Here is a 13,521-nt window from a genome sequence, read left to right as displayed (position 1 = left end):
GGCCGGTTCGGCCCACCACCCTAAGGGGTCGAGGGCCGGCCCCGGTCCGCCCGCCGGGTCAGCCCTCGACCCTGTGCTGGAGGTCGCTGGCCACCTTCTCGGCGTCCTTTTGCAGGTCAGCGCTGTCCGGTGGCTGTGCGTCGCTGGTCGAGGACTGCGTGTACGTGACGGTCGCCAGGACATTCGCGGTGCGGAAAACCAGCGTCACCGTGCGGCTCGCGCCCTTTCCGGCGGTCGAGGCGACGTCGTTGATGAATGCGGCGTTTCCCACACCCGACAGCAGGCGCGGGGCGAGACTCGCGGCGCTCGTGCCGGTGCTGTCCGTGCCGTTTGCCGCGTTCGTCCCGGTGGAGCTGTCGGCCGCGTTGCCGCTCGAACTGCTGCCGGTGCCGCCGGAACTGGTGGAGCCGCCGGACGACGACGAGGACGACGAGGACGACGAGGTGCCGGACGCCGTCGAGGAGGCGGTCGGGTTCGTCGACGACCCGTCGGCCGGGGTGAGCGGGATGGACGCCGCCTGGGCCTTCTTCTCGAAGTCCGACGTCGCCTGCGCCTCATCGCTGACGGACGGGTCGTACGACACCACGCGGACCATGCTCAGCTTCAGCGAGCGGGAGGCGCCGTCGGCCGCCTTGGCCTGCCACGAGCAGCCCACCAGCCGGTCGGTGTCGTAGGTCAGCGCCTCCGTGCCGGAGTAGTCGGCCAGGCCCGGCACCAGCCGCTTCAGCGAGTCCGCGTCCACCGCGGAGCAGGGCTGCGGCAGCGTCTGGTACTTGCCGGGCGCCGCGGAGGCGGCGGCGCCCCCGACCGGTCCGGCCGTCCCGTCCTTGTCCGCGCCGTCGGACGAGCCGGGACCGGTGCACGCGCCCAGGACGGCGACCGCGACCGCGGTCAGGACGGCTCCGGCGGCGAGCGGCAGCCTTCGTGTCGACGGCAACGTGGACCGCACCGGCCGGACCCCTTTCGTCATTCCTCGCGGTAATTCCTTGGCGCATACGAGCGAGCCTTGGACACAATGTCTACCGCACCGGGGGCGGAAACCGCCCGTCGGGGCGGGCGCACCGGACGGCTCGCACGAGCTCGCGGGTGCGACCGGACCGCCATGCCGCACGTGCCCTCGCGGGCCGGCGCGGAGCATGGCTCGCATCCATTCTTCGTATTGTCGCTCCATTATCCGTACCGCCATCGGGGGGAAACCATGTCGTACACCGAGTTGCCGGGCGTGCGCGTACCGATCCGGATGTGGGCCGACCCCGCGTCCGTCGAGCAGGGCGCCATGCAGCAGCTGCGCAACGTCTCCTCGCTGCCCTGGATCAAGGGCCTGGCGGTCATGCCCGACGTGCACTACGGCAAGGGCGCGACGGTCGGCTCGGTCATCGCCATGCACGGCGCGGTCTGCCCGGCCGCGGTCGGCGTCGACATCGGGTGCGGCATGAGCGCGGTGAAGACCTCGCTGCGCGCCGGCGACCTGCCCGGCGACCTCTCCCGGCTGCGGACGAAGATCGAGCAGGCCATCCCGGTCGGCCGCGGGCTGCACGCCGACCCGGTGGACCCGGGGGCGATCCACGGGTTCCGCACCGGGGGCTGGACCGACTTCTGGTCCCGCTTCGACGGACTCGCCGACGAGGTCAAGTTCCGCGCGGAACGCGCGGCCCAGCAGATGGGCACGCTGGGCTCGGGCAACCACTTTGTTGAAGTTTGTATCGATACGTCCGACGCGGTATGGCTCATGCTGCACTCCGGGTCCCGCAACATCGGCAAGGAACTGGCCGAGCACCACATCGGGGTCGCGCAGGGCCTGCCCCACAACAAGGGCCTGGTCGACCGGGACCTCGCGGTCTTCGTCGCCGACACCCCGCAGATGGCGGCCTACCGCAACGACCTGTTCTGGGCGCAGGAGTACGCCAAGTACAACCGCGCGGTGATGATGACCCTGCTCCGCGAGGTCGTCCGCAAGGAGTTCAAGAAGGCGAAGCCCGTCTTCGAGCCCGAGATCTCCTGCCACCACAACTACGTGGCCGAGGAGCGCTACGACGGGATGGACCTGCTCGTCACCCGCAAGGGCGCGATCCGCGCGGGCAGCGGCGAGTACGGCATCATCCCTGGTTCCATGGGCACCGGTTCGTACATCGTGCGGGGTCTGGGCAACGCCTCGGCGTTCAACTCCGCGTCCCACGGCGCCGGCCGCCGGATGAGCCGGGGCGCGGCGAAGAAGCGCTTCACCGTACGGGACCTCGCGGACCAGACCCGCGGGGTGGAGTGCCGCAAGGACGCCGGCGTCGTGGACGAGATCCCCAGCGCGTACAAGCCGATCGAGCAGGTCATCGACCAGCAGCGCGACCTGGTCGAGGTGGTGGCGAAGCTCAAGCAGGTCGTCTGCGTCAAGGGCTGAGGGGGCCGCTGCCGCACCCCGCCCCCCGCACGTCCGGCGGGCGGGCGGGGGCTACTGCTCGCGGTGGACCTTGGTGTTGCTGGCCTGGGCGCGGGGGCGCAGGACCAGCAGGTCGACGTTGACGTGGGGCGGGCGGGTGACGGCCCAGGCGACGGTGTCGGCGACGTCGTCGGCGGTGAGGGGCTCGGCCACGCCCGCGTAGACGGCGGCGGCGCGCTCGGCGTCGCCGTGGAAGCGGGTGAGGGCGAACTCCTCGGTTTTGACCATGCCCGGGGCGATCTCGATCACCCGCACCGGCCGGCCGTTGAGCTCCAGGCGCAGCGTCTCGGCGATGACGTGGGCGCCGTGCTTGGCGGCCACGTAGCCGCCGCCGCCCTCGTACGGGGCCAGGCCGGCGGTGGAGGAGAGCACCACCACGGTGCCGTCGCCGGAGCCGGTCAGCGCGGGCAGCAGCGCCTGGGTGACGTGGAGCACGCCGAGCACGTTGACCTCGTACATGGTGCGCCACTCGTCCGGGTCGGCGGTGGCGACCGGGTCGGTGCCGAGCGCGCCGCCCGCGTTGTTGACCAGGACGTGCAGCGGGGGCAGGGCGCCGAGGTCGGCGGCGAAGGCGTCCACCGCGGCCCGGTCGGTGACGTCCAGGGCGTGCACGGAGGCGCTGCGGCCGGCGTCGGTCAGCTCCTTGGCCAGCGCGTCCAGCCGGTCGGTGCGGCGGGCGGCCAGCGCGACGTGGTAGCCGGCCTCGGCGAGCCGGCGGGCGGTCGCGGCGCCGATGCCGCTGCTCGCACCGGTGACCACTGCGGTACGGGAAGTCATGTCGCGCTGCCTTTCGTACGGGGCTGCCGCTCAGCATAGGTGCGGGCGCTACGCGCTCGCGCACCTGTCCGAGTTCAGCGCCCGCAGCATGACCCGCTGGTCGAAGGCGAGCAGCGCGACCGTCGTCGCGCACATCAGCCCCGCGAACACGGTGTGCGCGACCGGCGAGGCCGCCTCGGCCCCGACCATGCCGAGCGCGAAGTGGGCGCCGACGCGGAGCGCGAGCAGCCCGACGGCGAGCAGCCGGGTCTGGCGGCCGCGCAGGATCGCCTTCGCCGTCTTCAGCCGGCCGCGCAGCACGGTCCTGGCCAGCACGATGTTCACCGCGACCGCGACCGCGACGACGACCCAGCCGTAGCGGCTGGTCCGCAGGACGTCGTAGGAAGCCCCGATCAGGCCCTCGAAGGCGAAGAACCAGACGGGGACGGGCTGGTACGCACAGGGGCCCGTGGTGCCGGTGCCGGTGGCGGTGCCAGCGCGGGTGTCGGTGTCCGGGCCGCGGTCGGGGCCGGTGGGCGGGGGCGCCGTTCGGCTGGTGGTCTGCGGGACTGCCTCGGTGGTTGCCATGCGTCCAGCGTCCCGGTCGCGGGGTGGCCGGCGGCAGAGCCGGACGTCCGCGGTCGGCGGTGACATCTGTCATGTCCGGGGCCGCCGGATGTCACCCGGGCCCGGCCCGAACCCGGGCGCCGGTCATACCCTCACGCCGTCACGCCGTCACGATCTCCGGCTTCAGCGGCCCCAGCACCCCCGCGATGGTGCCGATGGTCTCCTCGTCCACGCCCGCCTCCGCGAGCGAGGCCGCCAGGTGCGCCACGACCTTGTCGAACGCGCCCGAGGTGATGGCCAGTTGCTCGTGGGCGCGCCGCATCGTCCGCCCCGAGTAGGGCCGCCGGGCGCCCAGCGCCTGGCCGACGAAGTTCCGCTGGTGGCCCTTGATCCGCTCGATGTCCTGGCCCTCGAAGTACCCGACCAGGTCCGGGTCGGCCAGCACCCGGTCGTAGAAGAGGTCGACCACGGCCGCCACCGCGTCCGCTCCGCCGATACGGTCGAAGATCGTGGGTTCGGCCGCAGTGGCCCCTGCCGATGTCGTGTCCGTCATGGCCCCGATGATTCGGCGGCCGCTTTCCACCGCGGTGACCCGCCGGTTATCCGGCCGTCAAGTCCCGCTGACAGCATGCGGGTTGCGAGTGTGAGCGGCCGTACACACGGCGGTCACACGGGAGGGGGTCCGGGCGGGCGCCAGGCCCTACGGCCAGACCAGGCAGTAGAGCTGGTGGCCGGACTCCTCGCAGCGGCGGGCGAAGTCCTGCCATTCGTGGAGCATCTGGTAGATGACGAACGCGTCGCGCGGGCCGCGCCGGTCGGGCACCGTGGACCAGATGAAGGCGGCGGCGCCGAGCGACTCCTCGTTGGCGGTGCGCAGCGGGTCCACCACGGACGCGGGCAGCCGGACGACCGCGTAGTCCGGGTGCAGCACGACGAGTTCGAGCGGCGGGACCTTGGAGGGAGGTATGCCCTCGATGCCGGTGAGCACCATCGCGGCCATGGTCTCCGGCTTGACCTTGGTGTACAGGCCCTGGCCGAGTTCGTCGCCCCCGAGTTCCTCCGGGCGCATGGAGATGGGGACGCGGGCCGCCGTGGCCCCGTCGGGCGCGCCGAAGTACTTGTAGGTCACCCCCACTCGGCCACCCCTGCTCCTGCCCTCTGCGGTCGGTCGCTGCTCCGGTCGGTCGGCCCCGGAGCCGGTGTTGTCCTGCGGCGCGCGATCGGCGGGCCGGCGCCGCCGGCCGGTGGGACGGGGGTTTTCAGGCTCGCGATCGCCCGGCACGTCGCCCGGTTCACCACCGCGCTGCTGCATTCCACTACCCGACCATCCGTCGACCCAACCATGCAACCCGATCATCGTCTCAGATGCGAGGTCGAGACGTTGCGGCGCAACGCCCGTCGTTTGAGAGCATGTGCCTGTGAGCTATCCGTACGAAGCACCAGTGTCCCAGGAACTCTTCGACCGCGCGGCGGCCGTGACCCCAGGTGGCGTGAACTCCCCGGTGCGCGCGTTCCGCGCGGTGGGCGGTACGCCGCGGTTCATGGTCTCCGGTGCCGGTCCGTATCTGACCGACGCCGACGGGCGCGAGTACGTCGACCTCGTCTGCTCGTGGGGACCGATGATTCTCGGCCACGCGCACCCCGAGGTGATCGCGGCCGTGCAGGCGGCCGTGGCGGGGGGCACCTCGTTCGGGACGCCCACCGAGGGCGAGGTCGCGCTCGCCGAGGCGATGGTGGCGCGGGTCGAGCCGCTGGACCAGGTGCGCCTGGTGTCCTCGGGCACCGAGGCCACGATGTCGGCGATCCGGCTGGCCCGCGGCTTCACCGGCCGCGCGAAGGTGGTGAAGTTCGCCGGCTGCTACCACGGTCATGTGGACGCGCTGCTGGCGGCGGCCGGTTCCGGGGTCGCCACGTTCGGGTTGCCGGACACCCCGGGGGTGACGGGCGCGCAGGCCGGCGACACCGTGGTGCTGCCGTACAACGACATCGAGGCCGTACGGGCCGCGTTCGCCGCCCACCCGGGCGAGATCGCCTGTGTGATCACCGAGGCGTCGCCCGGCAACATGGGCGTGGTGCCGCCGCGGGACGGCTTCAACGCCCAGCTCAAGGAACTGTGTACGGCCGAGGGCGCCCTGTACATCTCCGACGAGGTGATGACCGGCTTCCGGGTCAGCGCCGCGGGCTGGTACGGGATCGACGGGGTGCGCCCGGACCTGATGACCTTCGGCAAGGTGATGGGCGGCGGCTTCCCCACCGCGGCCTTCGGCGGCCGCGCGGACGTGATGGCCGCGCTCGCCCCGGCCGGGCCGGTGTACCAGGCCGGCACGCTGTCGGGCAATCCGGTCGCCACCGCCGCCGGGCTGGCCCAGCTGCGGCTGCTGGACGCGGCCGCGTACGCGCGGCTCGACGCGGTCTCCGCGCAGATCCGCGAGCTGGTGAGCGCGGCGCTGGACAAGGAGGGCGTCGCACACCGGGTGCAGACCGCGGGCAGCATGTTCTCCGTCTTCTTCACCGACGCCGAGGTGCGCGACTTCGCCGACGCGAAGCGGCAGGAGGCGTACCGTTTCACCGCTTTCTTCCACGCGATGCTGGCGCAGGGCGTCTACCTGCCGCCGTCCGCGTTCGAGTCCTGGTTCGTGTCGACCGCACACGACGAGCAGGCGGTGCAGCGGATCGCCGCGGCGCTGCCCGCCGCCGCACGTGCCGCAGCGGAGGCCCACGCATGAGTGCCGAACACCCTGAGCTGACCGTGGTGCACCTGATGCGCCACGGCGAGGTGCACAACCCCGAGGGCGTGCTGTACGGGCGCCGGCCCGGCTACCACCTCTCCGAGCTCGGCCGGCAGATGGCCGAGCGGGTCGCCGAGCACCTGGCGGGGCGTGACATCCGCCACGTCGTCGCGTCGCCGCTGGAGCGGGCGCAGGAGACCGCGACGCCGATCGCGAAGGCGCACGGGCTGGACCTGGCGACCGACCCGCGGCTGATCGAGGCGGAAAACATCTTCGAGGGCAAGACGTTCGGCGTCGGCGACGGCGCGCTGAGCCGCCCGGCGAACTGGAAGTACCTGACGAACCCGTTCCGGCCGAGCTGGGGCGAGCCGTACGTCGACCAGGTGGTGCGGATGATGGCCGCGCTGGGCGCCGCGCGGGACGCCGCGCGCGGGCACGAGGCGGTCTGCGTCAGCCACCAGCTGCCGATCTGGATCGTCCGGTCGTACGCGGAGAAGCGGCGGCTGTGGCACGACCCGCGCAAGCGGCAGTGCACGCTGGCGAGCGTGACGAGCTTCACGTTCCAGGGCGACGAGATCGTCTCCGTGGGCTACAGCGAGCCGGCGATCGACCTGGTCCCGGCGCGGTTGCGCGCGGGAGCCAAGCCGGTCCGCGGCTCGGTCGGCGCGTAGGCGTTCCGGCCGGGCCGGCGCCCGGTCCAGGTGGCTCCGGCCTCTGCCCCGGCCGTTGGTGCATATGCCCGAAATGGGCCTCTTTTAAGGTGATCTGATTAGTCCATAAGTGCCCTATCTGTCGGCGAGTCTCCGTTTCGTGCTGCCCGCGAGGAAGTGGTGAGGGGCAACGACGCAGCCGCCGAGAGACGGGGATCGCATGAGTGCCATGACCCGAAGGGCCCTGTTGACCACGACCGCCGGAGCCGCCGCGGGTGTCGCGGTGGCGGGGTGCGGCGGAAAGGACGGGGGCTCCTCGGGTGCCGCGCCACGGTCCCGCAGCACGGGGGAGCACCAGGGGGCGAGCGGGCCGAAGGCGCCGCCTACCGTGCGGCTGATCGGCGACGGCTCCACCGCCGACACCGGGCCGCAGCCCGGCCAGCCGGTGGTGGACCGGCTGGAACCGGGCCAGACGCCCCCGCAGTTCGTGGTCTTCTCCTGGGACGGCGCGGGCGAGATCGGCAACGGCCTCTTCCCCCGCTTCCGCAAGCTCGCCGACGACCACGGCGCCAAGATGACCTTCAACCTCTCCGGCCTGTACCTGCTGCCGGAGAGCAAGAAGCTCCAGTACGCGCCGCCGAACGGCCCGCTGGGCGCCTCCGACATCGGCTACCTCGCCGACGACCACATCAGGATGACGCTGGACAACCTGCGGCAGGCGTGGACCGCGGGCCACGAGATCGCCACCCACTTCAACGGCCACTTCTGCGCCGGCGCCGGCAGCGTCGCCCGCTGGACGCCGGCGGACTGGAAGAGCGAGATCGACCAGGCCGTGTCGTTCGTCACCCAGTGGAAGACCAACACCGGCTGGCACGACGAGGAGCCGCTGCCGTTCGACTACGAGAAGACCCTGATCGGCAGCCGCACCCCCTGCCTGCTCGGCCAGAACAACCTGCTGCCCACCGCCGCCGCGCTCGGCTGGCGCTACGACACCAGCAACCCCGGCGGCAACCAGACCTGGCCGGACAAGATGCAGGGCCTGTGGAACTTCCCGCTCCAGCTCATCCCGTTCCCCGGGCACACCTTCGAGGTGCTGTCCATGGACTACAACATGCTCGCCAACCAGTCGCACGCCGCCACCAAGTCCGACCCGCGCAACTACCCGTACTGGCGCAGCCAGGCGACCGCCTCGTACATCGCCGGGTTCGAGCGGGCCTACGAGACCAACCGCGCGCCCTTCTACATCGGCAACCACTTCGAGGAGTGGAACGGCGGCATCTACATGGACGCCGTCGAGGGCGCGTTGCAGCACATCGCCTCGCTCGGCTACAAGGACGTGCGGCTGGTCTCCTTCCAGCAGCTCGCCGACTGGCTGGACGCCCAGGACCCGGCGATGCTGGCGAAGCTGCGCGAACTGGAGGTCGGGGAGCAGCCGGCCGGCGGCTGGAAGCGGTTCACCGGCCAGGTGCCGGCGTCCGACGCGACCGGCGCCGGGCCCTCCGCAGGGGGCTCCGCCGGCGGGTCGGCCGACAGCCCGGTCGGGGCCGGCACATCGCCGGAGGTTCCTTCGGCGACCTGACCCCACGCATCCTTACTTGGGGCAATTGCCGTCTTTGGGGTTGCCGGTGGGGGGTGGGGAAGATCGCGCGAGGGCTCATGCGAAACTTTTCACATGAGTTCTCCGCGCGCCTTCGGCCGCCACCTGCTCCGCCGCGCCGCCGCGCCGGCCGGAGCCGTGGCGCTGGCGCTCACGCTCGCCGCCTGCAGCTCGTCCTCCTCGTCCTCCAGTGGCGGCAACGCCAACTTCGTCAGCGGCAACGGCAACATCACGGTGGTCAAGGCCGGCCAGCGCAAGGCCGCCCCGGCGCTGTCCGGCGAGACCGTGGCCGGCGGGAAGACCAGCCTGGCCGCCTACAAGGGCAAGGTCGTCGTCGTCAACATCTGGGGGTCGTGGTGCGCGCCCTGCCGGGCCGAGGCGCCCAACCTCGCCAAGGTCTCCAAGGCCGAGGCCGGCAAGGACGTCCAGTTCCTCGGCATCAACACGCGTGACCTCAACCGCTCCAACGCCGCCCGGTTCGACAAGCGCTTCGGCATCACCTACCCGAGCCTGTACGACCCGTACGGCAAGCTGATCCTGAAGTTCCCCAAGGGCAGCCTCAACCCGCAGAGCCTGCCGGCCACGCTCGTGATCGACCGGCAGGGCCGGGTCGCGGGACGGGCGCTGGCCGCCCTGACCGAGGACCAGCTGCACAAGCTGGTGGACCCCATCGCCGCGGAGAAGTGACGTGGCGGGCGGCTCCCTCCTGCTGGCCGGCAGCGCGGACACGGTGACGTCCGGCGCGCTCGTCGCGGCCATCCCGATCGCGATGTTCGCCGGGCTGGTCTCCTTCGCGTCGCCCTGCGTCCTGCCGCTCGTGCCCGGCTACCTCTCCTACGTGACCGGGGTCACCGGCAGCGACCTGGGGGAGGCCCGGCGCGGGCGGATGTTCGCCGGCTCGCTGCTGTTCGTGCTCGGCTTCAGCGCCGTGTTCGTCTCCGGCGGCGCCCTGTTCGGCAACTTCGGCGCCGAACTGCAGGTGCACCGGCAGGTGCTGGTCCGCGTCTTCGGGTCGCTCACCATCGTGCTCGGGCTTGCCTTCATGGGGCTGATCGGCGGCATCACCCAGCGGGAGTTCCGCTTCCACTTCCGGCCCGGGGTCGGGCTGGCCGGCGCGCCGCTGATCGGCGCGATGTTCGGGCTGGGCTGGACACCCTGCGTCGGGCCGACGCTCGGCGCCGTGCAGTCGCTCGCCTTCAGCAACGCCAGCGCCGGGCGCGGCGCGCTGCTGATGGCGTTCTACTGCCTGGGCCTCGGGGTGCCCTTCATCGTGGCCGCCGTAGCCTTCCGCCGTACGCTGGGCGCCTTCGGATGGGTCAAGCGGCACTACGCCTGGGTCATGCGGATCGGCGGCGGCATGCTCGTGGCCGTCGGGGTGCTGCTCGTCACCGGCGTGTGGGACCACATCACCTACCAGATGCAGATCTGGTCCAGCGGCTTCTCCACAGGGGTCTGAACCGTGAGCATCACGCACAAGCCAAGCGACGGCCGCGTCCCCGGCCAGGGTTCCGGGCCGAACGCCGAGGGCCCGGACGCCCCTGACGTGCCGCAGGACGGCACCGGCGGCGAGGACGGCATCGGCGCCGCGGGCGCACAGCTGTCCACCCAGCCGGTGGACACCCTCTCCAGCGGGCCGTCGCTGGGCGTGCTCGGCTGGCTGCGCTGGATGTGGCGGCAGCTGACCTCGATGCGGATCGCGCTGATCCTGCTCTTCCTGCTGTCGCTGGCCGCGATCCCCGGCTCGCTGATCCCGCAGCGCAGCGACGAGTTGAAGGTCGCCGCGTTCAAGAAGGCGCACCCGGACATCAGCCCGCTGTACTCCCGGCTCGACCTCTTCCACGTCTACGGCTCGCCGTGGTTCTCGGCGATCTACATCCTGCTGTTCGTCTCGCTGGCCGGCTGCATCGTGCCGCGCACCTGGCAGTTCGTCGGCCAGCTGCGGGCGAAGCCGCCGGCCGCGCCGCGCCGGCTGGACCGGCTGCCGGCGTACAGCACCTGGCACACCGACGCGAGCCCGGAGCAGGTCGCGCAGGCCGCCCGCAAGGCGCTGCGCGGGCGGCGGTTCCGGGTCGACGCCACCGGCACCTCGGTCGCCGGTGAGAAGGGCTATCTGCGCGAGGCGGGCAACCTGCTCTTCCACGTGGCCCTGTTCGGCCTGCTGATCGGCTTCGCCTGGACCTCGCTGAACGCGGCGTCCGGCGGCAAGCTGGTGGTCGAGGGCCAGGACGGCTTCGTCAACAACCTCACGCAGTACGACGACTTCTCCGGCGGCACGCTCTACGGCGCGGACGACCTCAAGGCGTTCGGCTTCACGCTGGACAGCTTCGAGGACAAGTACGCCACCTCCGGCCCCGAGCGCGGCACCGCGCTGAAGTTCCAGGCGGACATCCACTACTGGAGCGGCACCAGCAGCGCGCACCCGACGAAGGGCACGATCTCCACCAACCACCCGCTGAGCATCGGCGGGGAGAAGGTGTATCTGATCTCGCACGGCTACGCGCCCGTGGTGACCGTCAAGGACGCCCAGGGCAACGTCGCCTACCAGGGCCCGGTGCCGTTCCTGCCGCAGGACGCCAACCTCACCTCGACCGGTGTGATCAAGGTCCCCGACGCGATGGGCAAGAACGGCAAGCCCGACCAGCTCGCCTTCGAGGGCTTCTTCACGCCGACCGGTGACACCTCCAGCGGCCCGGTGTCGCTCTTCCCGGACGAGTTGCAGCCGATCCTGTGGCTGAACGCCTACCACGGCGACCTCGGCCTGGACTCCGGCATCGCGCAGAACGTCTACCAGCTCGATACCACCCACATGAAGCAGTACAAGCTCAACACCAAGACCGGGGTCAACGGTGTCGCGCTCGGCGTGGGCGACTCGATGCAACTGCCGAACGGTGCCGGCAGCCTGGAGTTCGACGGGGTCAAGCGCTGGGCCAGCTTCACCATCTCCCACCAGTCCGGCAACGAACTGGCGCTGGTCAGCGGCATCATCGCGATCCTCGGCCTGATGGGGTCGCTGTTCATCCAGCGGCGCCGGATCTGGGTGCGCGCGGTGCCGTCCGACCAGGGCTCCGTGGTCGAGCTGGGCGGCCTGGGCCGCAGCGAGTCGGCGCGGATCGCCGACGAGCTGGGCAGCCTCGTCGACCAGCTGCAACCCGACGCACCGGTCAGAGCCGCCCCAGCGGACACCCCCGACGAACCGCCATCCCCGCCCGACGACGAAGGAGCCCGCGCGTGAACCTCGCGGCCGCGGTCAACGAGAACTTCGCGAACTACAGCAACTACCTGATCCGCTCGGCGATGTTCGTGTACGCACTCGCCTTCCTCGCGCACCTCGCGGAGTGGGTCTTCGGCGGTCGCAGCAAGATCGCCGTGCAGTCCGCCGCGCTCACCGCCGACGCGCCGGCGGGCGCGGCCGCACCCGCGGTGGCGGTGCGCTCCGCCGGCGGCACCACCACCCTGGAGCGGCCCAAGGTCGTCACCCGCGCCTCCGCCAGCGACCGCGACATGGCCGACGGCCCGGGCGCCGCGGGCGACGACGCGCGGGGCGACCTGTACGGCCGGATCGCCATCTCCTTCACCGCCCTGGCCTGGGTGCTGCACGTCAGCGGCGTCGCCTTCCGGGCCGCCTCGGTGCAGCGCGCGCCGTGGGGCAACATGTACGAGTTCTCCACCACGTTCGGCGCGGTGGCGGTCGGCGCGTACCTGCTGCTGCTGGCGCTGCGGAAGAACGTCCGCTGGATCGGGCTGTTCCTCACCACGTCGGTGCTGCTCGACCTGGGCCTGGCGCTGTCGGTGCTCTACACCTCCAGCGAGCAGCTGGTGCCGGCGCTGCACTCGTACTGGCTGTGGATCCACGTGTCGTGCGCGATCATCTCCGGCGCGGTGTTCTACCTCGCCGCGGTCGGCACGCTGCTCTACCTGTTCCGCGACCACTACGAGGTGGCGGTGCTGGCCGGGGCGGCGCAGAGCAACCGGTGGGGCAACATCATGCGGCGGCTGCCGTCCGCGGCGAGCCTGGACAAGTTCGCCTACCGGATGAACGCGCTGGTCTTCCCGCTGTGGACGTTCACCATCATCGCGGGCGCGATCTGGGCGCAGGCGGCCTGGGGCCACTACTGGGAGTGGGACCCGAAGGAGACCTGGTCGTTCATCACGTGGGTGGTGTACGCCGGTTACCTGCACGCCCGCGCGACGGCCGGGTGGAAGGGCCGCAAGGCCGCCTACCTGGCGCTGGTCGCCTTCGCGTGCTTCCTGTTCAACTACTACGGCGTGAACATCTTCGTGACCGGCAAGCACTCCTACGCCGGGGTGTGACGAAGAGCGCGGCGCCCCCGGCGCCGCGGCGCCGGGCTCATCCAGGCGGTACGGCTCACTCGCCCTCGGGCGAGGGGGTCGTGCCGTCCTCGCGCTTCTGCCGGTTCAACTCGGCGAGCGAGCGCAGGAACTCCGGGTTGTCGTCCGGCGGTATCCAGTCCTCGCGCGGCGCCTGGAGCACATCGCCGGCCTGCGGGCGCTCCTGCTCCCGGCGCCCGGCCGGCCGGGACAGGTCCGGCCCCCATCCGGCGCCGAAGCCGCCGCGCGGGCCCGCCACCCGCCGCTTGCCCAGCGCCAGCCAGGCCAGCGGGCCGATCAGGATCTCGCCGAAGAAGAGCACGATCAGCAGCCAGACCACCTTCGGCAGCCCGCGCACCTGCCGGTCCGGGGTGCCCAGGCAGTCCACGAAGGCGTATATCCATACCGCGATGACCAGTAGGAACGGCATGTAGCGCGACATTCGAAACCCCGGCCCCCAGG

The 13,521-nt window shown here is 71.7% G+C and carries 14 protein-coding genes; 8 read left to right on the top strand and 6 right to left on the bottom strand.

The annotated features are described in order from the left end of the window. Positions 1-58: 58 nt before the first annotated feature. Complete coding sequence (locus AC3EVP_RS02820; RefSeq protein ID WP_435125476.1) at positions 59-970, bottom strand: DUF3558 domain-containing protein; 912 nt, start codon at positions 968-970, stop codon at positions 59-61. A 228-nt stretch (positions 971-1,198) separates the two neighbouring features. Between AC3EVP_RS02820 and AC3EVP_RS02815 the strand changes: the two genes are divergently transcribed. Beyond that, the gene (locus tag AC3EVP_RS02815; protein ID WP_435125474.1) at positions 1,199-2,392 is read left to right on the top strand and encodes an RtcB family protein; all 1,194 of its coding nucleotides are present in this window, start codon (positions 1,199-1,201) and stop codon (positions 2,390-2,392) included. Positions 2,393-2,443: 51 nt separating this feature from the next. Here the strand turns inward: AC3EVP_RS02815 and AC3EVP_RS02810 are convergent, their stop codons facing one another. The 4 genes from AC3EVP_RS02810 to AC3EVP_RS02795 form a co-directional block, all read right to left on the bottom strand. Next, the gene (locus tag AC3EVP_RS02810; RefSeq protein ID WP_335978470.1) at positions 2,444-3,208 is read right to left on the bottom strand and encodes an SDR family NAD(P)-dependent oxidoreductase; all 765 of its coding nucleotides are present in this window, start codon (positions 3,206-3,208) and stop codon (positions 2,444-2,446) included. A 48-nt stretch (positions 3,209-3,256) separates the two neighbouring features. Next, a complete protein-coding gene (locus AC3EVP_RS02805) occupies positions 3,257-3,775 on the bottom strand; it encodes a hypothetical protein (RefSeq protein ID WP_435125471.1) in 519 nt (172 codons plus the stop codon). 139 nt (positions 3,776-3,914) lie between these two features. Further along, positions 3,915-4,307, bottom strand: coding sequence for a group I truncated hemoglobin (locus tag AC3EVP_RS02800; RefSeq protein ID WP_435125468.1), 393 nt, complete (start codon positions 4,305-4,307; stop codon positions 3,915-3,917). Positions 4,308-4,454: 147 nt separating this feature from the next. Further along, positions 4,455-5,066: a hypothetical protein gene (locus AC3EVP_RS02795; protein ID WP_335978464.1), complete on the bottom strand. Its 612-nt coding sequence runs from the start codon at positions 5,064-5,066 to the stop codon at positions 4,455-4,457. A 106-nt stretch (positions 5,067-5,172) separates the two neighbouring features. Between AC3EVP_RS02795 and hemL the strand changes: the two genes are divergently transcribed. The 7 genes from hemL to ccsB all read left to right on the top strand — a co-directional run bounded on the left by hemL (position 5,173) and on the right by ccsB (position 13,041). Next, the gene (hemL, locus tag AC3EVP_RS02790; protein WP_435125464.1) at positions 5,173-6,480 is read left to right on the top strand and encodes a glutamate-1-semialdehyde 2,1-aminomutase; all 1,308 of its coding nucleotides are present in this window, start codon (positions 5,173-5,175) and stop codon (positions 6,478-6,480) included. Beyond that, entirely contained in the window at positions 6,477-7,154 is a 678-nt protein-coding gene (locus AC3EVP_RS02785) for a histidine phosphatase family protein (protein ID WP_435125461.1), read from the top strand. Before hemL ends, AC3EVP_RS02785 begins: the two co-directional genes overlap by 4 nt. A gap of 199 nt (positions 7,155-7,353) precedes the next feature. After that, positions 7,354-8,712 (top strand): polysaccharide deacetylase family protein, encoded by a 1,359-nt coding sequence (locus AC3EVP_RS02780; RefSeq protein ID WP_435125458.1) that lies wholly within the window; start codon positions 7,354-7,356, stop codon positions 8,710-8,712. 93 nt (positions 8,713-8,805) lie between these two features. Beyond that, on the top strand, positions 8,806-9,417 hold the full coding sequence (locus AC3EVP_RS02775; RefSeq protein ID WP_335978456.1) for a TlpA family protein disulfide reductase: 612 nt from the start codon (positions 8,806-8,808) through the stop codon (positions 9,415-9,417). Between the two features lies 1 nt (position 9,418). Then, positions 9,419-10,186, top strand: a complete 768-nt coding sequence (locus tag AC3EVP_RS02770) for a cytochrome c biogenesis CcdA family protein (RefSeq protein WP_335978454.1) — start codon at positions 9,419-9,421, stop codon at positions 10,184-10,186. 3 nt (positions 10,187-10,189) lie between these two features. Beyond that, on the top strand, positions 10,190-11,962 hold the full coding sequence (gene resB / locus AC3EVP_RS02765; RefSeq protein WP_435125454.1) for a cytochrome c biogenesis protein ResB: 1,773 nt from the start codon (positions 10,190-10,192) through the stop codon (positions 11,960-11,962). Then, a complete protein-coding gene (gene ccsB / locus AC3EVP_RS02760; protein WP_335978453.1) occupies positions 11,959-13,041 on the top strand; it encodes a c-type cytochrome biogenesis protein CcsB in 1,083 nt (360 codons plus the stop codon). Before resB ends, ccsB begins: the two co-directional genes overlap by 4 nt. Positions 13,042-13,096: 55 nt before the next feature. On the opposite strand, the gene AC3EVP_RS02755 is transcribed toward ccsB, so the two are convergent. After that, positions 13,097-13,489: a PLD nuclease N-terminal domain-containing protein gene (locus AC3EVP_RS02755; RefSeq protein WP_335978451.1), complete on the bottom strand. Its 393-nt coding sequence runs from the start codon at positions 13,487-13,489 to the stop codon at positions 13,097-13,099. Positions 13,490-13,521: the final 32 nt, after the last annotated feature.

Source organism: Actinacidiphila sp. bgisy144 (genome assembly GCF_057708105.1).
The sequence above is the reverse complement of the archived record's forward strand: the minus strand, read 5'-3'. Positions and strand labels throughout refer to the sequence as shown.